This is a genomic window from Pannonibacter sp. I15F10I1 (genome assembly GCF_900185665.1).
Lineage (GTDB): Bacteria > Pseudomonadota > Alphaproteobacteria > Rhizobiales > Stappiaceae > Pannonibacter > Pannonibacter indicus.
Map to the genome: position 1 here is coordinate 510292 of NZ_FYAN01000026.1, position 20563 is coordinate 530854.

The 20563-nt window shown below is 63.9% G+C and carries 18 protein-coding genes and 1 pseudogene; 5 read left to right on the forward strand and 14 right to left on the reverse strand.

Annotation, left to right across the window (positions count from 1 at the left end):
* Position 1: 1 nt before the first annotated feature.
* Positions 2–1129, forward strand: a complete 1128-nt coding sequence (locus tag IF10I1_RS15600; protein WP_122520065.1) for an ABC transporter permease — start codon at positions 2–4, stop codon at positions 1127–1129.
* Positions 1130–1355: 226 nt separating this feature from the next.
* On the opposite strand, the gene ntrC is transcribed toward IF10I1_RS15600, so the two are convergent.
* Genes ntrC through dusB form a run of 3 tightly spaced genes read right to left on the reverse strand, consistent with a single transcriptional unit; the run spans position 1356 to position 4956 of the window.
* Positions 1356–2795 (reverse strand): nitrogen regulation protein NR(I), encoded by a 1440-nt coding sequence (ntrC, locus tag IF10I1_RS15605; RefSeq protein WP_019966316.1) that lies wholly within the window; start codon positions 2793–2795, stop codon positions 1356–1358.
* Positions 2796–2797: 2 nt separating this feature from the next.
* Positions 2798–3943 (reverse strand): nitrogen regulation protein NR(II), encoded by a 1146-nt coding sequence (locus tag IF10I1_RS15610; RefSeq protein ID WP_197717611.1) that lies wholly within the window; start codon positions 3941–3943, stop codon positions 2798–2800.
* Positions 3940–4956 carry a tRNA dihydrouridine synthase DusB gene (gene dusB / locus IF10I1_RS15615; RefSeq protein WP_186393475.1) on the reverse strand — a complete coding sequence of 339 codons (1017 nt, stop codon included), beginning with the start codon at positions 4954–4956 and terminating at the stop codon, positions 3940–3942. Before dusB ends, IF10I1_RS15610 begins: the two co-directional genes overlap by 4 nt.
* 217 nt (positions 4957–5173) lie before the next feature.
* On the opposite strand from dusB, the pseudogene IF10I1_RS15620 reads away from it, so the two are divergent.
* The 4 genes and pseudogenes from IF10I1_RS15620 (at position 5174) to IF10I1_RS15635 (ending at position 8143) form a co-directional block, all read left to right on the forward strand.
* A pseudogene (locus IF10I1_RS15620) lies at positions 5174–6441 on the forward strand (bifunctional 2-C-methyl-D-erythritol 4-phosphate cytidylyltransferase/2-C-methyl-D-erythritol 2,4-cyclodiphosphate synthase).
* Positions 6442–6458: 17 nt separating this feature from the next.
* Positions 6459–6953: a CinA family protein gene (locus IF10I1_RS15625; protein WP_186393476.1), complete on the forward strand. Its 495-nt coding sequence runs from the start codon at positions 6459–6461 to the stop codon at positions 6951–6953.
* Positions 6954–7020: 67 nt separating this feature from the next.
* Positions 7021–7515, forward strand: coding sequence for a hypothetical protein (locus IF10I1_RS15630; protein ID WP_186393477.1), 495 nt, complete (start codon positions 7021–7023; stop codon positions 7513–7515).
* A 172-nt stretch (positions 7516–7687) separates the two neighbouring features.
* Positions 7688–8143, forward strand: coding sequence for a hypothetical protein (locus IF10I1_RS15635; RefSeq protein ID WP_050471541.1), 456 nt, complete (start codon positions 7688–7690; stop codon positions 8141–8143).
* Here IF10I1_RS15635 and IF10I1_RS15640 read toward each other — a convergent pair.
* The 11 genes from IF10I1_RS15640 to mfd all read right to left on the reverse strand — a co-directional run bounded on the left by IF10I1_RS15640 (position 8130) and on the right by mfd (position 20500).
* Positions 8130–8609 (reverse strand): type II toxin-antitoxin system RatA family toxin, encoded by a 480-nt coding sequence (locus IF10I1_RS15640; RefSeq protein WP_186393478.1) that lies wholly within the window; start codon positions 8607–8609, stop codon positions 8130–8132. The genes IF10I1_RS15635 and IF10I1_RS15640 overlap by 14 nt on opposite strands.
* 57 nt (positions 8610–8666) lie before the next feature.
* Positions 8667–9650 carry a lipoyl synthase gene (lipA, locus tag IF10I1_RS15645; RefSeq protein WP_050471855.1) on the reverse strand — a complete coding sequence of 328 codons (984 nt, stop codon included), beginning with the start codon at positions 9648–9650 and terminating at the stop codon, positions 8667–8669.
* A gap of 54 nt (positions 9651–9704) precedes the next feature.
* On the reverse strand, positions 9705–10151 hold the full coding sequence (locus IF10I1_RS15650; RefSeq protein WP_050471543.1) for a thioesterase family protein: 447 nt from the start codon (positions 10149–10151) through the stop codon (positions 9705–9707).
* Positions 10152–10221: 70 nt separating this feature from the next.
* The gene (locus IF10I1_RS15655; RefSeq protein ID WP_050471544.1) at positions 10222–10458 is read right to left on the reverse strand and encodes a GlsB/YeaQ/YmgE family stress response membrane protein; all 237 of its coding nucleotides are present in this window, start codon (positions 10456–10458) and stop codon (positions 10222–10224) included.
* Between the two features lie 80 nt (positions 10459–10538).
* Positions 10539–10787 carry a GlsB/YeaQ/YmgE family stress response membrane protein gene (locus IF10I1_RS15660; RefSeq protein ID WP_186393479.1) on the reverse strand — a complete coding sequence of 83 codons (249 nt, stop codon included), beginning with the start codon at positions 10785–10787 and terminating at the stop codon, positions 10539–10541.
* A gap of 131 nt (positions 10788–10918) precedes the next feature.
* Complete coding sequence (lpdA, locus tag IF10I1_RS15665; protein ID WP_186393480.1) at positions 10919–12364, reverse strand: dihydrolipoyl dehydrogenase; 1446 nt, start codon at positions 12362–12364, stop codon at positions 10919–10921.
* A 92-nt stretch (positions 12365–12456) separates the two neighbouring features.
* Entirely contained in the window at positions 12457–13794 is a 1338-nt protein-coding gene (locus tag IF10I1_RS15670; RefSeq protein WP_186393481.1) for a pyruvate dehydrogenase complex dihydrolipoamide acetyltransferase, read from the reverse strand.
* Between the two features lie 16 nt (positions 13795–13810).
* On the reverse strand, positions 13811–15199 hold the full coding sequence (locus IF10I1_RS15675) for a pyruvate dehydrogenase complex E1 component subunit beta (RefSeq protein WP_186393482.1): 1389 nt from the start codon (positions 15197–15199) through the stop codon (positions 13811–13813).
* Positions 15200–15214: 15 nt separating this feature from the next.
* A complete protein-coding gene (pdhA, locus tag IF10I1_RS15680; protein WP_050471548.1) occupies positions 15215–16264 on the reverse strand; it encodes a pyruvate dehydrogenase (acetyl-transferring) E1 component subunit alpha in 1050 nt (349 codons plus the stop codon).
* 175 nt (positions 16265–16439) lie between these two features.
* The gene (locus IF10I1_RS15685) at positions 16440–16775 is read right to left on the reverse strand and encodes a septum formation initiator family protein (protein WP_208977415.1); all 336 of its coding nucleotides are present in this window, start codon (positions 16773–16775) and stop codon (positions 16440–16442) included.
* Between the two features lie 224 nt (positions 16776–16999).
* Entirely contained in the window at positions 17000–20500 is a 3501-nt protein-coding gene (mfd, locus tag IF10I1_RS15690) for a transcription-repair coupling factor (RefSeq protein WP_186393483.1), read from the reverse strand.
* Positions 20501–20563 lie beyond the last annotated feature (63 nt).

Consider the following 20563-nt stretch of genomic DNA (forward strand, 5'->3'; position numbering starts at 1 on the left):
GATGGACAGGCTGATCAGTATTTTCCGGCTGGGACTGAAGGAACTGCAGAGCCTGCGGCGCGATCCGGTGCTGCTGATCCTCATTCTCTGGGCCTTCAGCGCCGGGGTCTATATGGCGGCCGACGGCATGCGCTCGGACCTCAACAACGTGGCCGTTGCCGTGGTCGATGAGGACCGCTCGCCCCTGTCCCGGCAGCTCATCGACACCCTGCGGCCGCCCGAATTCCGCAAGCCGGAGCTGATCAGCTTCGCCGAGATCGACCGTGGCCTCGACACGCAGGCCTATTCCTTCGTGCTGGTCATTCCGGAGCGGTTCGAGGCGGATGTGGTGCGCGGCAACACTCCGAAGATCCTGCTCAACATCGATGCCACAGCCATGATGCAGGCCGGAACGGGCGCCAATCACATCGCCCAGGCCTTTGCCCAGGAAATCGCCCGCTATCAGCACGGCCGGGGCATTGCGGCGGCGGCAATGCCGGTTGATCTCATCATCCGCTATGCCTTCAATCCGAACCTCACCAGCTCCTGGTTCTCGGCCATCATGGAGATCATCAACAACATCACCATGCTGACCGTGGTTCTGACCGGGGCCGCGGTGATGCGCGAGCGCGAGCATGGCACGCTGGAGCATCTGCTCTCCATGCCGCTGACGCCCTTCGAGATCATGATGGCCAAGGTCTGGGCCAATGGCCTTGTCATTCTCGTGGTGGCCGGGCTGTCTCTGAAGATCGTCATCGAGCAGCTTCTGGGCGTGCCGGTCGCCGGTTCCGTCGCCCTGTTCCTGAGCGGCACCGCCCTCTATCTCTTCTTCGCCTCGGCTCTGGGGATCCTGCTGGGCACCATCGCCCGCTCAATGCCACAGTTCGGGCTGCTGTTCATCCTCACCATCCTGCCGATGAACCTCTTGTCCGGCGGCGAAACCCCGATCGAGAGCCAGCCGCTGATGCTGCGCACGCTGATGAGCGCGGTGCCCTCCACCCAGTTCGTCAGCATGGCGCAGGCGGTGCTCTACCGGGGGGCGGATTTCTGGATCGTCTGGCCGAAATTCGTTGCCATGACCCTCGTCGGCCTCCTCCTCTTCACCCTCGCCGCCATCCGCTTCCGCAAATCGATCGCGGCAGCGCATTAACAACCAAGGTGGTCGCCCCGGACGAAGCGAAGCGGAGATCCGGGGTCCACTCGCTCGCAGAGCGCGAGCCGCTTTCATAGGAAAACGCCGCAAGGCCTTCCGCCTGCTCACCGCTCTGGAAACGAGTAGGCCCCGGCGCGCGCTACGCTTGGCCGGGGCGACGGCTGAGCCTGACCCGGACGCCTGACGCATCCGGGCCTTCTTTCATGTTCTCTCGCCCAGCCCCTCAGCGGCTGGAGCGCATCACCTGGACGTCGAGATCACGGATCTTCTTGCGCAGGGTGTTGCGGTTGACGCCGAGCAGTTCCGCCGCCTTGATCTGGTTGCCCCGCGTGGCGGCAAGGGCGGCGCTGATCAGCGGATATTCCACCTCCCGCAGGATGCGGTGATAGAGGCCCGGAGGCGGCAGGGCATCGCCGAAATTGGCGAAATAGGTGTTGAGATAGCGCTCGACCGCCTGACCGAGATTGATTTCGCCGGTGGGCTCCTCGATGGCGCTGGTGACGGCGGGCGTGCTCAGCTCCTGCTCGATCAGCCCCTCGCCGATGACATCCTGCGGATAGAGCGCGGCGAGACGCCGGACGAGGTTTTCCAGCTCGCGTACGTTGCCCGGCCAGCGGTAGCGGCGCAGCAGGTTCATCGCGGCCTGGTCGATCTGTTTGGCCGGAAGGCCTTCCTTCTCGGCCAGCGCAAAGAAGTGGCGCACCAGATCCGGAATGTCCTCCACGCGCTCGCGCAGCGGCGGGAGGCGGATGGGCACCACGTTGAGGCGGAAGAACAGATCCTCGCGGAACAGGCCCTGGTTGATCAGCTGACGCAGATCCTTGTTGGTGGCGGCGACGATGCGCACATCCGTCTTGATGGGCGTGCGCCCGCCGACGGTGGTGTATTCGCCCTGCTGCAGCACGCGCAAAAGCCGGGTCTGCGCTTCCATCGGCATGTCGCCGATTTCGTCCAGAAACAGCGTGCCCCCGTCGGCCTGCTCGAACCGGCCGGATGAGCGGGCCTGCGCTCCGGTGAAGGCACCCTTCTCGTGGCCGAAAAGTTCTGCCTCGATCAGGTCACGCGGGATGGCGGCCATGTTGATGGCGACGAAAGGCCCATTGCGGCGCTTGCCGTAGTCATGCAGCGCGCGGGCCACCAGTTCCTTGCCGGTGCCGCTCTCGCCATTGATCATGACTGTCAGGTCGGTCTGCATCAGGCGCGCCAGCACCCGGTAGATTTCCTGCATGGCAGGCGAGCGGCCGACCAGAGGAATTGCTTCGCCCATGTCGTCCATTTCCGCCGGGCGGCGGGATTTGGGCTCCTCAAGGGCGCGGGCGATGATGCCGGTCAGTTCCTTGAGATCGAAGGGCTTGGGCAGATATTCGTAAGCGCCCTTTTCCGAGGCGCGGATTGCCGTCATGAAGGTGTTCTGGGCACTCATGACGATGACCGGCAGGTCCGGCCGCAGCTTCTTGATGCGCGGCAGAACGTCGAAGATGTTCTCGTCCGGCATCACCACATCGGTGACCACCAGATCGCCGTCGCCGGAACTGACCCAGCGCCACAAGGTGGCCGCGTTGGACGTCAGGCGGACGGTGTAGCCGGCCCGGGACAGGGCCTGATTGAGCACGGTGCGGATGGCGGCATCGTCGTCTGCAACAAGAATGGTGCCGGTCGGCATGGTCAGGCGGTCCTGTCGCTGGAGGAGGTTTCAGGTTCGGTGAAAGCAGGCATCAGGATGCGGAAAACGGTGCGCCGGGGGGCGCTGTCGCATTCGATGAAGCCGCCGTGATCGCTGATCATCTTGGCGACCAGCGCCAGGCCAAGGCCCGAGCCGTTGGTCTTGGTGGTGATGAAAGGCTCGAAAATATGCGGCATCAGGTCTTCCGGCACGCCGGGGCCGTTGTCCTTGACGCAGAATTCCAGCGGCAGGCTGACCTTTTCCGAGGTGCCGGGCACCGACAGGCGCACACCGGGACGGAAAGCGGTGGTGATGCGGATCTCGCCATCGGGATCATCGCCGATGGCTTCGCAGGCATTCTTCACCAGATTGAGGAACACCTGAACCAGCTGGTCGCGGTTGGCATAGACCGGCGGCAGCGACGGGTCATATTCCTCGATGATGCGCTTGCCGCGCCCGAAGCCCGTGTCCGCCAGCCGCTTCACGTGGTCCAGCACCACGTGGATATTGACCGGCTCGCGCTCGATCGGCCGTTCATCCGAGAAGACTTCCATCCGGTCGACGAGTTTCACGATCCGGTCGGTCTCGTCCATGATGAGGCGCGTCAGCGCCCGGTCATCCTCGCTGGCGGATTGTTCCAGCAGCTGGGCAGCGCCCCGGATGCCGGAGAGCGGGTTCTTGATCTCATGCGCCAGCATGGCGGCAAGGCCGGTGACGGTGCGGGCCGCCCCGCGCGAGGTCAGCTGGCGGTCGATCTTCTCCGCCATGCCCCTTTCCTGGAACATCAGCACCACTGCACCGGGCCGCTCCACCACGGGGGCCGCGTGAATGTCCACCACCCGTTCGGCACCAATGCGGGGCGAGCCGATGTCCACCTTGTACTCGTTGACCGGTGCCCCGCGCTCGCGCACCTGCTCGATCAGGGTCAGGAGCGGGCTGCCGAAAGGCACAAAGTAATCAATCGTGTGCCGCCGCAGGAAGGATACGGATGAGCGCAGGAAGATTTCGGCGGCCATGTTGGCGGCCTCGATCACTCCATCGGGAGCGACCAGAAGTACGGGGTGTGGCAAGGAGTCCAGAATGGTCGGGCCATCGGTGGCGAGGGCCTCGGTGCGTCCTTCCACGGATTTCGCAGACGGTCCTGTCATGCGGCGCTCCGTTGGGGTTGATCGGAAAACCAGGTGCGGACAAGCCGCGTGACGGTGGCGGGGCTGTCGCTGGTCAGGATTTCCTTGCGCAGAACGGCTGGCACATCGGCGGTCTGGTCCAGATACCAGCCCAGATGCTTGCGCGCGATGCGCCGGCCCAGCTCCAGCCCGTAAAGAGCAATGAGGGCGTCGTAATGCTCCAGCGCCAGATCGCCGAGGGCCTCTCCCTCGGGCGCGGGCTGCGGCTCCGTGCCGTTGAGATGCGCGCCGATTTGCCCCGGCAGCCAGGGGCGGCCATAGGCACCACGGCCAACCATCACGCCATCGGCGCCGGACTGCTCCAGCATCATCTCCGCCGCCTCGATGGACACACAGTCGCCATTGGCAATGACGGGAATGCTGACAGCCTCGGACACAGCGCGGATCGCCTGCCAGTCGGCCTCACCCTTGTAGAACTGGTTGCGCGTGCGGCCATGCACGGTGACGAGCTGTACGCCCGCATCCTGTGCCCGGCGCGCCAGTTCCGGCGCGTTCATGCAGTCCCGGTCCCAGCCAAGGCGCATCTTCAGCGTCACCGGCACGGATACGGCCCCCACCGTCGCGTCTACCAGCGTCAGCGCATGGTCAAGATCACGCATCAGGGCCGAGCCGGAATAGCCGGTGGTCACGCGCTTGGCCGGGCAGCCCATATTGATGTCGATGATCGCAGCGCCCGCAGCTTCCGCAATGCGGGCTGCTTCCGCCATCCAGTGCGGCTCGCGGCCAGCCAGCTGCACCACATGCAGATCCAGCCCCTCGCCTTCCGCCCGGGTGCGGGTTTCGGCATCGCCTTCCACCAGCTGTTCGCAAGCCACCATCTCGGACACGACAAGTCCCGCACCGAAGCGCGCCGCCAGCTTGCGGAAGGGCAGATCCGACACACCGGACATGGGCGCAAGAAAGGCCCGGTTCGCCAGAACGTGCGGACCGATCGTCAGGGAACTCTCAAAACGTGCAGCTGCAGGTGTGCTCATATCGTGTGCATATCTCGATTTGCCTACACATTAGACATTTTTTGCATTGCGGCAAGGGACAAGTTGTAACAGCTTCTGAAAATGAGTTGAGAACAACCCCGGAAAACCCTTAAGAGACAGGCACGAAACGCGGCCTGCCTCAAAACTGTCCATATGCGGCGGCTGGCGGTCCTGATTGCCCCGGCGCATGAGGCGGCGCCACCAGCGGAAACCCTCGATGACGCGCAAGACATCTGCCCTGATCGTCGCTGCCGGACGCGGAACGCGTCTCGCCGATCCACAGGACAGGTGCCCCAAGCAATATCTTGCCCTCGACGACCGGCCCATGCTGGCCTGGACCCTGGAGGCCATTCTGCAAAGCCCGCATGTGGCTGATGCGCTTGTCGTGATCCATGCCGATGATGGCGGCCTCTATGAAGCATCACTGGCGGCAGTGCAACCGGCCATGCGCGAAAGAATTCTGCCGCCCGCCATCGGCGGCGCCACCCGTCAGGCGTCCGTGCATGCCGGGCTTGAGGCGCTCGCCTCCCGGCCGGAAGAGCACCTTCCTGCACATGTGCTCGTGCATGATGCCGCCCGTCCCTTCCTGATGGCCGTCACACTTGAACGCATGACGGCCGCCCTTCAGGCCGGAGAACAGGCCGTGCTGGCCGCCCTGCCCGTGCATGACACGCTGAAGCGCGCCGGGCCGGATGGTTATGCCACCGGAACCGTGGACCGCAGCGGATTGTGGGCCGCCCAGACACCGCAGGGCTTTGCCTTCGAGCCGCTGCTCGGAGCGCACCGCAAGGCCGCCGTTCTGGGGCAGGACCATTTCACCGACGACACCTCCCTTGCCGAATGGGCCGGTCTGCGCGTTCAGCTGGTGGAAGGGGCCGCCGAAACCTTCAAGGTGACAACCCGCGCGGACCTTGACCGGGCGCGCGCCATAGCCGTGCTTCTGCGCCGGCCTCAAAGTGAATAGGAGCCAGCATGAAGCCCTGGTCTGAACTGCCGGATATCCGCACCGGCAACGGCTATGACGTGCATGCCTTCGAGGACGGCGATGCGGTCATTCTCGGCGGCATTGCCATTCCCTTCCACAAGCGCCTCAAGGGCCACTCCGATGCGGACGTGGCGCTGCATGCGCTCACCGATGCCATTCTGGGTGCCATTGCCGACAAGGACATCGGTGGCCATTTCCCGCCCTCCGACCCGCAGTGGAAGGGGGCATCCTCGGACCGGTTCCTGCAGCATGCCCTGTCGCTCGTGGCCGCCCGCGGCGGGCGGGTGGCGCATCTGGATGTGACCATCGTCTGCGAAGCGCCGAAGATCGGCCCGGTGCGCGACGATATGCGCCGCAGCATCGCCGCCATCTGTTCCCTGCCGGTCGAACGGGTTTCGGTGAAAGCCACCACCTCGGAAGAACTCGGCTTCACCGGCCGGCGCGAAGGCATCGCCGCTCTTGCCACGGCAACGGTCCGTCTGCCAGATTTGGGGGACTGAACCCTCCGGAGGCTTCGATGACCGATCTGACGCAATTGCGGCCGCAGGCCGAGGCGCTTGTCCTGAAGCTGAAGAGCAAGGGGCTGATGATGACGGCGGCCGAATCCTGCACCGGCGGCCTTGTCTGTGCGCTGGTGACGGAGATTGCCGGATCTTCCGCCGTGCTGGACCGGGGTTTCGTCACCTATTCCAATGAAGCGAAGATGGACATGCTGGGCGTGCCGGCTGAGGTGCTTGCCCGCGTGGGCGCCGTCAGCGAAGAAACGGCCCGGGCCATGGCGGAAGGGGCTCTGTCTCACTCACGTGCAGATGTGGCTGTCGCCATAACGGGCATCGCCGGCCCCGGCGGGGGCTCAGCGGAAAAGCCGGTGGGCCTCGTCCATTTTGCAGCCGCAGGTAAAGGCAAGCAGACACGGCATCTGGCCTGCCAGTTCGGAGACCAGGGCCGGGACGGGGTCCGCGTGCTCGCTGCAGCGACAGCATTGGATATTCTGTCAAATTTGATAGACTGACAGAAGAGAATATCAAGACGGCTATACTATATCGTGGCACTTGTGCTGAGCCTGCGCATCTGCTGGCTTGGCGCTGACAACGGGGCAGGTTGTTATGCGCGTCTTGATTTTTCTAACGGGAATTCTCGCAACCGTTCTTCCGGCTCAGGCCGAGGAAGTGGTGAAAGCGGGAGATTTCTATCTCATCTCGCGGCAGGTCGATGGCACGTTTCACGGCAGCCATCAGGTGCTTGAAGAGCAGGCGGTTGGCTATGTCGCCGTCGCTTACTGCGGCCGCAGGGTTTGGGTCCGGCCCAAGTCGGTGGCCTGGAGCCTGATCGAAGTTGAGAACAAGCGCGTCGTCGGTCTTGAATACAGCAATGGACGCGGCTGGGTGGAGGTCTGCGCCAAGGCCGAGAAACATGTCTCCATGGCGGATATTGGCAGCGACGAGGACCCGCTGGTGGTCAGCAACGACACACCGGCCGCGATGACACCGCCGGGCAGCAAATTGTCTCGGATCAGCGAAGCTTTTGCCAACAAGTCCGGCGGCAAGCCCAAAGGCACGTACCATCAGCAGTAACACTTATTCCTCGGAAAACAGCGCGTCCGAGCACACCGATCCGCAAGGTTGACGCAGGATTGACTTGATATTGCCTCCTTTGCAGGCAAAACTTCTAGTCGCAAAAAGTGACAGGCAGGTCGGCGCAACCTGCAGGCGACCATAAGCCTGGCTCAACACAGGGAATTGTGCCGTGGCAACCCTCGCTGGTGTTCTTCTGGTGGTTTTTATTGCAGTCAGCGTCCTGCCGGTGACGGCCGTGGCCCAGACTGCAGCACAAACGGCCGGACAGCCGCAGGCCGCAGAATTTCATATCATCTCCAGAGACAATGGCCGCTTCCGCGGCAGTCACGTGGTGCTTCGCCGGGAACAGCAGGGTTTCATGGCCGTGGAGTATTGCGGCTCGCAATTCTGGGTCCGCCCCACCACCGTCGCCTGGACGCAGAAAGAGGCAAACGACGGCTTTGAACTCAATCTGGAGAGCAACGCCAACGGCCGCTGGCAGGCTGTCTGCCGCAACCCGCAACTGCATGTCACGGTTCAGGACCTGAACCTGCCGGCCCATGTGGAGCGGAGCCTGACCGGTGAGGCCCCTCCTCCACGGGAGTTCAGGTTCCAGGAGATACGCCGGGCCTTTACCGGGCGGTGACCGGAAGCCCGGCCTTGCGGCCATAGACCTCGTCTGCCCGCGCCTCGAAGGCGGAGGCAAACTTGCGGAAGGCCATGTCGAACATGGCGCCCATCAGGGCTGCAAAAGTCCGGCTCCTGAAATCATAGGAAATGAAGAAACCGACGCTGCAGCCGCCATTTTCAAGCGGCTGGAAGGTCCAGCGGTTCTCCAGATGCTGGAACGGGCCGTCCAGATACTCCACGAGGATCTGGTTCTTCGGCCTGTCCAGCACCACGCGGCTGGTGAAGGTTTCCTTGAACAGCTTGTAGGCGACCGTCATGTCGGCCACCAGAACCTCGCGCGTTTCATCCAGCGGCTTGCGTCCGCGGATCACGAGGCTTTGGCACAGGGGCACAAACTGGGGATACTTCTCCACATCGGCAACAAGGTCGAACATGTCGCTGGCGCTGTGGGCCACGTCCCGGCTCGATTCAAATGACGGCATGTAAGTCTCTTCATGCGCCCGGCAGGAGCGGTGCAGCCGCCGGCGCGGTTCTTTGTGTCAATGGCCGAGCTTTGCAGCGCGTGCGGCCCTCAGGTCAGCAAAATCCTCGCCCGCATGATGGGAGGAGCGGGTCAGGGGGCTGGCCGACACCTTCAGGAAGCCCTTGGCATAGGCGATCTTTTCATAGGCCTTGAACTCTTCCGGCGTCACGAAGGACAGCACCGGATGATGCTTCTTCGAGGGCTGCAGATACTGGCCGATGGTGAGGAAATCCACGTCCGCCGTCCGCAGGTCATCCATCAGCTGAAGCACTTCGTTGCGCTCCTCGCCGAGGCCGACCATGATGCCGGACTTGGTGAACATGGTGGGATCCAGCTCCTTCACCCGCTGCAGCAGGCGGATGGAGTGGAAATAACGGGCGCCGGGGCGCACCTTCAGATACTTCGACGGCACCGTTTCCAGATTGTGGTTGAACACATCCGGCTTGGCCTTCACGACGATCTCCAGCGCGCCTTCCTTGCGCAGGAAGTCCGGCGTCAGCACCTCGATGGTGGTCTTCGGCGCCTTGGCGCGGATCGCGGCGATCACATCGGCGAAATGGTTCGCGCCGCCGTCATCCAGATCATCCCGGTCCACCGAGGTGATGACGACATGCTCAAGCCCCATGGTGGCAACCGCCGTGGCGATGCCCTCCGGCTCGTTCTTGTCTACAGGCCCCGGCATGCCGGTGCGCACGTTGCAGAAGGCGCAGGCGCGGGTGCAGGTATCACCGAGGATCATGAAGCTGGCGTGCTTCTTCGACCAGCATTCGCCGATATTCGGGCAGCCGGCTTCCTCGCACACGGTGACGAGCTTGTTCTCGCGCACCACCTGATGGGTCTCGCGGTAGACCGGCGACGTCGGCGCCTTGACGCGAATCCACGCAGGTTTGCGGGCGACCGGATTGTCGGGCCTGTGGGCCTTTTCCGGATGCCGGGGCTTCGCATCGTCTGCGCTCTGCGCGGGAGCCGGACGGTTCAGGGTGTCGAGGATCGTTACCATGGCATCCAAATGTCGTGAGCAGCGCCGAAGGTCAAGTGCCTCTTTGCCGCGGTGTCATGCGTTTTCGGAAGATCCGCTCAGCGCAGCAAAGCGGGCGGCGGTTTGCTGCGAAAGCGGACGGGATTTGCGGGTGGCTTCATCCATCTGCACCACCACGGATACGGCCCGCGCCACACAGGCGCCATTCTGGAACAGGGCCTGCTCCAGCGTGATGGAGCTGCGGCCAACCGCCTTGACCCGCGTGCCGGTCACCACCGTGCCCGGCCATGTGACTTCGGCCAGAAAATCCAGTTCCAGCCGGGCAATGACGAAGGCTGCGCCCTCCTCCTCAAGGCCTTGCTGCGATGCGCCGGCGCCATAAAGCGCCTCGACGCGGCCGGTTTCAAGGAATGTGGAGAAGACGGCATTGTTGACATGGCCCTGACGGTCCGTGTCGCCATAGCGCAGCTTGTCCTCGCTGTGCAGCGGAAAGTCTTCCAGACCTGGCAGATCACCCCGCATGATGCCCCCTTCCCTTCGCCTTCATCCTGTGGCGCCAGTTTCCTGTGGCGCCCCTATCCCGTCGCGCCTGTCAGCGCCCTCTGATCTTGCGCCAGACGAACAGGAACAGAATGGCTCCGACCGTCGCCACAACCAGCTGGTCGATGAAGCCACCGGTCAGGTTGAGCCGCAACATTTCGGCCAGCTTGCCGCCGACGAGCGCGCCGATCAGGCCGACGATGAGTGAACCAAGGAACCCGCCCCGGCTGTCCAGCACCCGGTGGGCGATGGCGCCCGCCAGAAGCCCGATGATGATCCAGAAAATCATGCGTTCTGCCTCCCCTGCTTCCGGCGCTGCCGCCGGAAGCGCTGAGTTGCTCCGGGATACCGTCCGCTCAAACCCGTATTTCAGGCGAGTATGCGGGCGACGAAGACCACCACGACCGCGCCGATGGCTGCCACGGCAATCTCGTTGGCGATGGCATTGCCGAGGTTCAGAGAAAACCCGAAGTAATGCATCAGAAAGCCGCCAACGACGGCACCGGCAAGACCGGTCAGGATGTAGCGGACCAACCCGCCGCCGCCAGTGATGAAGCTGGCGATCCACCCGGCGACAAGGCCAATCAGCGCCCAGATGATCACGGTCTGAAGTGTCATGATGCAGTCTCCCTATTGACGTGCTGCCTTATCAACACTGAAGACACCATCGCGGTTCCGCAAGAGGCCTGTCTGGCTGAAATGCCAAGAGGGCCGCACCTCTTGCGAAGGGCGGCCCCGCGGGACTTGCGTCAGGCGTTCAGCGCCCGCCCGTAGGCGTCCAGAACGCTTTCCTTCATCATTTCCGACAGGGTCGGATGCGGGAAGATCGTGTGCATCAGATCTTCCTCGGTGGTTTCGAGGTTCATCGCCACCACGAAGCCCTGGATCAGCTCGGTCACTTCCGTGCCGACCATGTGGGCACCCAGCAGTTCGCCGGTCTTCTTGTCGAAGATGGTCTTGATGAGGCCGTTGTCCTCACCCAGAGCAATCGCCTTGCCGTTGGCGGCAAAGGAGAAGCGGCCGACGCGGATGTCGCGGCCCTGTTCCTTGGCCTTGGCTTCGGTCAGGCCGACAGAGGCGACCTGCGGGTTGCAGTAGGTGCAGCCCGGGATCTTGCCCTTGTCCATGGCGTGAACGCCCGGCAGGCCTGCGATCTTTTCGATGCAGATGACGCCTTCATGCTCGGCCTTGTGGGCGAGCATCGGGGGGCCGGCCACGTCACCGATGGCATAGAGCCCCGGAACGTTGGTCTTGCCGTAGCCGTCGATGACGACGCAGCCGCGGTCGGTCTTCACGCCAAGCGCCTCAAGGCCGAGGTTCTCGATATTGCCCTGCACGCCGACAGCGGAAATCAGGCGGTCAGCGGTGATCTGGGTCACCTTGCCGTCCTTGGTCTCCACATGGGCGGTGATGGAATTGGCGCCCTTCTCGACCTTGGCAACCTTGGCCTCGGTCAGGATCTTCATGCCGCGTTTTTCCAGCGCCTTGCGGGCGATAGCGGAGATTTCGGCATCTTCCACCGGCATGATCTGTGACATGACTTCGACGACGGTCACGTCCACGCCCATGGAGCGGTAGAAGGACGCGAACTCGATGCCGATGGCGCCCGAGCCCATCACGACCAGCGACTTCGGCATGAAGTCCGGCTTCATCGCCTCGAAATAGGTCCAGATCAGCTTGCCATCCGGCTCGATGCCCGGCAGCGCACGCGGGCGGGCGCCGGTGGCGATGATGATGTGCTTGGCCGTGTAGGTGCCTTCGCCCTTCACGCCCTTGGGCGCGGGGTGCTGCGGCTCGACGGCGGGCTTGGACGACTTGCCGACGACGATCTCACCCGGCTTGGTGAGCTTGGCTTCACCCCAGATGACGTCGATCTTGTTCTTCTTCATCAGGAAGCCGACGCCGCCGTTGAGGCGGGCCGAAACGCCGCGCGAGCGGGCAACCACGTCCTTGATGTCAGCGGTCATCTTGCCTTCCAGCTTCAGCCCGTAGGACTTGGCATGGTTGGCGTGATCGAGAATTTCAGCGGAGCGCAGCAGCGCCTTGGTCGGAATGCAGCCCCAGTTGAGGCAGATGCCGCCCAGATGCTCGCGCTCGACAATGGCAGTCTTGAAGCCGAGCTGGGCCGCACGGATCGCGGTCACATAACCGCCGGGGCCCGACCCGATGATGAGGACGTCATAGCTATCGGCCATGGAAGTTCCCTCGCCTTTGTTTCGCAAGAATGTCGCGTTCTGTTTTCAAGACAGAAAGGCCCCGGACCTGCCGGGGCCTCGCTGAGGGTCACTCAGACCAGCATGCTCATCGGGTTCTCGATGTAGCCCTTGAAGGCGCCGAGAAGTTCCGCGCCCAGAGCGCCGTCCACGCAGCGGTGGTCGGTGGAGAGCGTCACCGTCATGACGGTGGCCACAGCCAGCGCGCCATTCTTGACGACAGGACGCTGCTCGCCCGCGCCGACCGCCAGAATGGTGGCATGCGGCGGGTTGACCACGGCCGAGAAGCTCTTCACGCCCATCATGCCCATGTTGGACACGGCGGTGGTGCCGCCCTGGTACTCTTCCGGCTTCAGCTTGCGGTCCTTGGCGCGCTGACCCAGATCCTTCATCTCGTTGGAGATGGTGGACAGGGCCTTCTGCTCGGCGCTGCGGATGATCGGGGTGATCAGGCCGCCCGGGATCGACACGGCAACGCCGACATCGGCGTGCTTGTGCTTGACCATGGCATCGTCCGTCCAGGAGACATTCGCATCCGGCACATCGCGCAGGGCCAGAGCCATGGCCTTGATGACCATGTCATTGACCGAGAGCTTGTAGGCCGGCTTGCCGTCCTTGGACTTCGGAGCCGCGTCGTTGAGCTGGGTGCGCAGGGCCAGAAGCGCGTCGAGTTCGCAGTCCACCGACACATAGAAGTGCGGGATCGTCTGCTTGGACTCGGTGAGGCGCTTGGCAATGGTCTTGCGCATGCCATCGTGCGGCACCAGCTCGTAGGAGCCTTCGGCGAAGAGCTTGAGCACCTGCTCCTTGGAAGGACCAGCGGGCGCTGCAGCGGCAGCGGCCTTCGGAGCCTCGGCAGGAGCTGCGGCGGCAGCAGCCGGAGCTGCCTTGCCGGTGCCGGACTTCAGCGCAGCTTCAATGTCGCGCTGGACAATACGGCCATGCGGACCGGAGCCTGCGATCGCCTTGAGGTCCAGACCGTTCTGCGACGCCAGACGGCGGGCAAGCGGCGAGGCAAAGATGCGCTCGCCCGATGCGCTGACCGGAGCCGGACCGGCAGATGCCGGTGCAGCAGCGGCAGGAGCCGGAGCAGCTTCAGCCTTGGCCGGAGCGGCTTCCGCCTTGGCGGGCGCAGCAGCAGGCGCTGCCGAGACAGCCGAAGCATCCTCGTCTTCACCTGCGAGCACGGCGATCAGGCTGTTGACCTTGACGCCCTGCGTACCGGCGGCGACGACGATCTTGGCGACCGTGCCCTCGTCCACGGCTTCCACTTCCATGGTCGCCTTGTCGGTTTCGATCTCGGCGATCACGTCGCCGGGAGAAACCTTGTCACCTTCCTTCACCAGCCACTTGGCCAGGTTGCCCTCTTCCATGGTGGGAGAGAGGGCCGGCATTGTGATGTTGATCGGCATTGCGGCCTCCCTCGCCTCAGTCCCTGTAGGTGACAGCCTTCACGGCGTCGATGACGTCCTTGACAGATGGCAGGGCCAGCTTTTCAAGGTTTGCGGCATAGGGCATCGGAACGTCCTTGCCGGTCACGCGCAGGATCGGGGCGTCGAGGAAGTCGAAGGCCTTTTCCTGAACCTGATAGCCGATTTCCGAGGAAACCGAGCAGACCGGGAAGGCTTCTTCCACCGTGACGCAGCGGCCCGTCTTGCGGACGGAGGCGAGCACCGTGTCGATGTCGAGCGGACGGATGGTGCGCAGGTTCACGACTTCCGCCGAGATGCCCTGAGCTGCCAGTTCGTCCACGGCCTTCATGACATAGGTCATGCCGATGCCCCAGGAGACGATGGTCACGTCCGTACCGGCGCGCTCGATCTTGGCCTTGCCGATCGGCAGGACAAAGTCATCGACCTTCGGAACCTCGAAGGACTGGCCGTAGAGGATCTCGTTTTCGAGGAAGATGACCGGGTTCGGGTCGCGGATCGCTGCCTTCAGCAGGCCCTTGGCATCGGCAGCCGACCAGGGCTGGATGACCTTGAGGCCCGGGATGTGGGCATACCAGGAGGCATAGTCTTGGCTGTGCTGGGCACCCACGCGTGCCGCAGCGCCGTTCGGGCCGCGGAAGACGATCGGCGCACCCATCTGGCCGCCGGACATGTAGAGCGTCTTGGCGGCGGAGTTGATGATGTGGTCAATCGCCTGCATGGCGAAGTTGAACGTCATGAACTCGACGATGGGCTTCAGGCCCGTCATGGCGGCGCCGGTGGCAAGACCGGCAAAGCCGTGCTCGGTGATCGGCGTGTCGATGACGCGCTTGGCACCGAATTCGTCCAGCAGCCCTTGCGTGATCTTGTAGGCGCCCTGGTACTCGGCAACTTCCTCACCCATGATGAAGACGTCGCCATCACGGCGCATTTCCTCGGCCATGGCATCGCGCAGCGCTTCGCGCACGGTCATGGACACCATTTCGGTGCCGGCCGGAGCATCGCTGTCGGCAGAGCCGGACGTGACCGGGTGGGCCGGAACCGGGGCAGCGGCAGCCGGAGCTGCGGCAACAGGTGCGGGAGCGGCCGGAGCAGGTGCAGCTGCCGGGACCGAAGCACTGGCCTCAGCCGCAGAAGCATCCTCACCTTCGGCGAGGAGAACGGCGATCTTGGTGTTGACCTTGACGTTCTCGGAGCCTTCGGCCACCAGGATCTTGCCCAGCGTGCCCTCGTCCACGGCTTCCACTTCCATGGTCGCCTTGTCGGTTTCAATTTCGGCGATCACGTCGCCAGCCTTGACGCTGTCGCCCTCGGCCTTGAGCCACTTGGACAGCTTGCCCTCTTCCATGGTCGGCGAGAGAGCCGGCATCAGAATATCGATCGGCATGTATTCCCCCCGGCCTTAAAGCAGAATGTCGGTGTAGAGCTCGGACACATCCGGCTCCGGATCGTTCTGCGCAAACTCCGCCGATTCGGCGACGATGGCGCGCACGTCCTTGTCGAGTTCCTTCAGATCGTCCTCGGTGGCCCAGCCGTTTTCAAGCACGCGGGCGCGCACCTGTTCGATCGGGTCATGCTCGGTGCGCATCTTCTGGACTTCGTCCTTGGAGCGGTACTTCGCCGGGTCGGACATGGAGTGGCCGCGGTAGCGGTAGGTCACCATTTCCAGGATGTAGGGGCCATTGCCTTCACGGCACCAGGCAAGCGCCCGGTCGGAAGCAGCCTTCACGGCGCGCACGTCCATGCCGTCAACCTGCTCGCCCGGAATGCCGAAGGAGGCACCGCGCTGGGACAGGTCGGTGGTGGCCGAAGCGCGCTCGACGCTCGTGCCCATGCCGTATTTGTTGTTCTCGATCACATACACGACCGGCAGCTTCCACAGCTGGGCCATGTTGAAGCTCTCGTAGACCTGGCCCTGGTTGGACGCACCGTCACCGAAGAAGGCCATGGCGACGTTGCCGTTGCCGCGGTACTTGTTGGCAAAGCCAAGGCCGGTGCCGAGCGCGACCTGCGCGCCGACGATGCCGTGACCGCCGTAGAAGTGCTTCTCCTTGGAGAACATGTGCATCGAACCGCCCTTGCCCTTCGACAGGCCGCCACGGCGGCCGGTCAGCTCGGCCATGACGCCCTTCGGGTCAAGATCCATGGCCAGCATGTGGCCGTGGTCGCGGTAACCGGTGATCATCTGGTCACCATCCACCTTGGCCATCTGCATGCCGACGACGACAGCTTCCTGACCGATGTAAAGGTGGCAGAAACCGCCGATGAGGCCCATGCCATAAAGCTGGCCGGCCTTTTCTTCGAAGCGGCGGATCAGGAGCATTTCACGGTAGGCGTGAAGCTCTTCGTCCTTCGTGAATTTTGCGATGGCGGCGGCAGCATTGCCCGCACCACCCTGACCGGACGCGCCCTTCGCGCGTGCGCCGGCGGAAGATTGTTTTGTAGCGGCCATGTCCCTCGTCTCTGCGTGGCGTTTCCCCTAGACAGCAAGCGGAAGGTAACCGCTTGCTGTTGTCAATCCAAGAGGTTGAGTGCAGCGCGGTAATACTGACCAACCAACTGAAATGATTTGATTTTTATCACTTAACCTAATTTCGGTTATTTTGGCGATATAAACTGTTTTTCAGTTATCTCGCCGCAACGGAGCGGCCGCGCATGATGATCAGCTCATCTGCCTGCACGACGTTGAGGATGACGCGGGCGCGCTCATCCACCATATCCGGATCAAGGCTTTCCGGGCGCAGCAGCGCCACACGCGTTGCCAGATGCTCGCGCACGGAGGTGATGTCTGCCAGCTCGCCCTCAAGCTGGGCCACCTGACGGTCCAGACGCTCGCGCCCGGCCATGCCGAACTCGCCATTGACCGCGTGAAAGGCGAAATAGCCCAGCACGGCAGCTGATGCGACCGGGATAACGAGACTGCCAAGAAAGGATTTTTTGCGCTGACGGGTGGTTGCGGGCACTTGTCGACCTACTGGACACGTGGGGTCTGAAACTCCTCGCAGTGTGCCGGGACTCGCTTAACAGAGTCTTGCGCAATTGTGGCGGCTGTCCGGAAATCTGTTGCTGCGGCGGGGTTTGCACAACAGCCTTGAAGGAGCGCAGAAGGCGTGATGGGAGAAGGCCTGCGCCCTGCCCCCGCTCTGCGCTGCTCAATTCTGTTCGGCCCCGCCCCGATCCTCCCGGCTCAAGCCGCCGCCTTGCCACCTCCGGCCAGCTTTGCCAGCTTGGACATGATGACAGCGGTTCCCTTCAGCCGGTCTTCCGCGCGCTCCCAGTCGCGTGACAGCACCACCTTCTGATCCGGGCGGATCTTGGCCAGCACGCCCTGCTCCGCGATATAGCCGACAAGCCCTGCCGGATTGGCAAACTCGCTGTTGCGGAACGAGATGACGATCCCCTTCGGCCCCGAATCCACCTTCTCCACATTGGCCTTGCGGCACAGGCCCTTGATGAAGACGATCTTCAGCAGGTGCTGCACTTCTTCCGGCAGCGGGCCGAAGCGGTCGATCATCTCCGCGCCAAAGGCATCGATTTCCTGCGCTTCCGTCAGATCGGCGAGGCGCCGGTAGAGCGACAGGCGCAGGTTGAGATCGGGCACATAGTCTTCCGGGATGAGGACCGGCGTCCCCACATTGATCTGCGGCGACCACTGGTCTTCACCAAGCTCGTTCCCGCCATCCTTCAGCTGCGCCACCGCCTCTTCCAGCATCTGCTGATAGAGCTCGTAGCCCACTTCCTTGATGTGGCCGGACTGCTCTTCGCCCAGAAGATTGCCCGCGCCGCGAATGTCGAGGTCGTGGCTGGCCAGCTGGAAGCCGGCGCCGAGGTTTTCCAGCGATTGCAGCACCTTGAGGCGGCGCTCCGCCGTCGCCGTCAGCTTGCCGGCGGCAGGCACGGTGAAGAGTGCATAGGCGCGGGTCTTGGAACGGCCGACGCGGCCCCGGATCTGGTAGAGCTGGGCAAGGCCGAACATGTCGGCCCGGTGCACGATCAGCGTGTTGGCGGTGGGGATATCGAGGCCCGATTCCACGATGGTGGTGGACAGCAGCACGTCATACTTGCCCTCGTAGAAGGCATTCATCACGTCTTCCAGCTGCCCCGCCGCCATCTGGCCATGGGCGATGGCAACCTTCACCTCCGGCACGCTTTCGGCGAGAAACTCCGCCCGCTCGGCAAGATCGGACACGCGCGGGCAGACATAGAAACTCTGGCCGCCGCGGTAATGCTCGCGCAGCAGCGCCTCGCGCACCACAAGCGGATCCAGCGGCGAGATGAAGGTGCGCACGGCAAGGCGGTCGACCGGCGGCGTTGCGATCAGCGACAACTCGCGCAAGCCCGTCAGCGCCTGCTGCAGGGTGCGCGGAATGGGCGTGGCCGAAAGCGTCAGCACATGCACGTCCGACTTCAGCTCCTTCAGCCGCTCCTTGTGCTTCACGCCGAAATGCTGCTCCTCGTCGATGATGAGAAGGCCGAGATCGCGGAACTTCACGCCCGTGCCGAGCAGCGCATGGGTGCCGACGACGATATCGACAGAGCCATCCTCCAGCCCCTTCTTCGCCGCCGAAAGCTCCTTCGGGCTGACGAGGCGCGAGGCATGGGCGACGTTGACCGGCAACCCGTGGAAGCGCGTCGAGAAGGTGCGGAAATGCTGGCGGGCAAGCAGCGTCGTCGGCACCACGACCGCCACCTGACGGCCGGACATGGCCGCAACAAAGGCCGCACGCAGGGCCACTTCCGTCTTGCCGAAACCCACGTCGCCGCAGACCAGCCGGTCCATCGGGCGGCCCGAAGACAGATCCTCGAACACCGCATCAATGGCGGTCAGCTGGTCTTCCGTCTCGTCATAGGGGAAGCGGGTGGCGAACTCGTCATAGACGCCTTCCGGCGTTTCGATCACGGGGGCGGTCTTGAGGGCGCGGGCAGCGGCGGTCTTGATCAGGCCATCGGCAATCTCAAGGATGCGCTTCTTCATGCGCGCCTTGCGCGCCTGCCAGGCGCCGCCGCCCAGCTTGTCGAGCTGCACATCGGTCTCTTCCGAGCCGTAGCGCGTCAGAAGTTCGATGTTCTCGACCGGCAGATACAGCTTGTCGCCGCCGTGATATTGCAGTTCCAGGCAGTCATGCGGCGCCCCAAGCGCCTCGATGGTCTTCAGGCCGATGAAGCGGCCGATACCGTGGTCGACGTGGACGACGAGATCGCCTTCCGACAGGCTGGTGGCCTCGGTGAGGACATTGGCGCCCTTGGCCTTGCGCCGCCCCTTGCGCACCAGCCGGTCACCGAGAATATCCTGCTCGGAGATAAAGACCAGCCGGTCCACCTCGAAGCCGGTTTCAAGGCCGAGAAGGCTGAGCGCCACCGTGCGCGGCGGCAGGGCCTGCATGTTGGCAAAGGTATCGGCGGGCGCGGCCAGCTCCAGCCCGTGGTCGAACAGGATCTGCCCCAGCCGGTCCCGCGAGCCTTCGCTCCAGCAGGACAGGATGACCTTGCGCTCTTCGGCCACCAGCGCCCGCACATGGCGCACCAGCGCATCGAAGATGTTGACGTCGCCCGCAGCACGCTCAGCGGCAAAGTTGCGGCCCTGACGCCCGGCGAAATCCACCACCTGACGGCCGGAACCCGGCGGCGGCGTAAACACATCCATCTGGCAGCTGGCGGCATCGGCGAGGCGCGACGTCCACTCCTCCGGCGCCAGATAGAGCCCGCCGGTTTCCACCGGCATATAGGGTACGGACCCGGCCAAATGGCCGTTGTCGAGTGCGTCCTTGCGGGCGGTGTAGTGCTCGGCCACCTGATCCAGCCGTTCGCGCAGGGCGTCGGGCGCGCGGGAATCAAGGACGAGCGGCACACCCTCCACATAGTCGAACAGGGTTTCCAGCGTTTCGTGGAACAGCGGCAGCCAGTGCTCCATGCCGGCGTAGCGGCGGCCCTCGCTGACCGACTGGTAGAGAATATCCTCGCGCCGCGCCGCGCCGAAGCGGCCGATGTAGTTGCGGCGGAAACGGGAGATCGCCTCTTCCGTCAGCACCACCTCGCTCATCGGCACCAGATCCAGCTTCTTCACCGGCGCGGTGGTGCGCTGGCTCTCCGGATCGAAGGCGCGCACGGTCTCCAGCGTGTCGCCGAAGAAGTCGAGGCGGACAGGGGCTTCCGCGCCGGGCGCGAAGAGATCGAGAATGCCGCCGCGCACCGCGTATTCGCCGGTCTCGCGCACGGTCGGCGTGCGGGAAAAGCCGTTCAGCTCCAGCCAGGCGGCGATGGAGGTGAGATCCGCGCGCGTGCCTGCGCTCAAGGAGAAGGTCTGGCCCGCCACCCAGCTGCGCTCCGGCAGGCGCTGCACGGCGGCGTTGACCGTGGTGACCAGCACCTTGCGGCCAGCGCCTTCCAGCCCGCGCGCGAGCTCGCCCAGCACCAGCAGCCGCCGGGCGCTGATGGCCGGGTTCGGGGACACACGGTCATAGGGCAGACAGTCCCAGGCGGGCAGCGACAGGGCTTCCACATCGGGTGCAAAGAAGCTCAGCGCCTCGATCAGCCCCTGAGCCCGCGTGGCATCGCGGGCGACGAAGACGGCGCAAAGCCCCTGCTTCGGACCTTCGTCCAGAATGCGTGCAAGCGCCAGCGCCTCGGCCCCATCCGGCACGCTGGCCAGCGTGATGTTGCCCTTGTCGCGGAGAAGGCTCTCGAACACGGTTCTTATCCCTGAAATGCTGTGCGGCGCGCAAAGGTGCGTTTGCGGACTGACGATCCGTCC

Bases quoted from the DNA above. Each gene is read 5' to 3' on its own strand.
- IF10I1_RS15655 (WP_050471544.1), bottom strand. From the start codon at position 10,458: ATGATTTTCTGGATCATCATCGGGCTTCTGGCGGGCGCCATCGCCCAC.
- IF10I1_RS15610 (WP_197717611.1), bottom strand. From the start codon at position 3,943: ATGACAGGACCGTCTGCGAAATCCGTGGAAGGACGCACCGAGGCCCTC.
- IF10I1_RS15600 (WP_122520065.1), top strand. From the start codon at position 2: ATGGACAGGCTGATCAGTATTTTCCGGCTGGGACTGAAGGAACTGCAG.
- IF10I1_RS15670 (WP_186393481.1), bottom strand. From the start codon at position 13,794: ATGCCGATCAACATCACAATGCCGGCCCTCTCTCCCACCATGGAAGAG.
- IF10I1_RS15640 (WP_186393478.1), bottom strand. From the start codon at position 8,609: ATGCCGTCATTTGAATCGAGCCGGGACGTGGCCCACAGCGCCAGCGAC.
- pdhA (WP_050471548.1), bottom strand. From the start codon at position 16,264: ATGGCCGCTACAAAACAATCTTCCGCCGGCGCACGCGCGAAGGGCGCG.
- IF10I1_RS15650 (WP_050471543.1), bottom strand. From the start codon at position 10,151: ATGCGGGGTGATCTGCCAGGTCTGGAAGACTTTCCGCTGCACAGCGAG.
- dusB (WP_186393475.1), bottom strand. From the start codon at position 4,956: ATGAGCACACCTGCAGCTGCACGTTTTGAGAGTTCCCTGACGATCGGT.
- IF10I1_RS15660 (WP_186393479.1), bottom strand. From the start codon at position 10,787: ATGACACTTCAGACCGTGATCATCTGGGCGCTGATTGGCCTTGTCGCC.
- IF10I1_RS15625 (WP_186393476.1), top strand. From the start codon at position 6,459: ATGACCGATCTGACGCAATTGCGGCCGCAGGCCGAGGCGCTTGTCCTG.
- ntrC (WP_019966316.1), bottom strand. From the start codon at position 2,795: ATGCCGACCGGCACCATTCTTGTTGCAGACGACGATGCCGCCATCCGC.
- IF10I1_RS15675 (WP_186393482.1), bottom strand. From the start codon at position 15,199: ATGCCGATCGATATTCTGATGCCGGCTCTCTCGCCGACCATGGAAGAG.
- lpdA (WP_186393480.1), bottom strand. From the start codon at position 12,364: ATGGCCGATAGCTATGACGTCCTCATCATCGGGTCGGGCCCCGGCGGT.
- lipA (WP_050471855.1), bottom strand. From the start codon at position 9,650: ATGGTAACGATCCTCGACACCCTGAACCGTCCGGCTCCCGCGCAGAGC.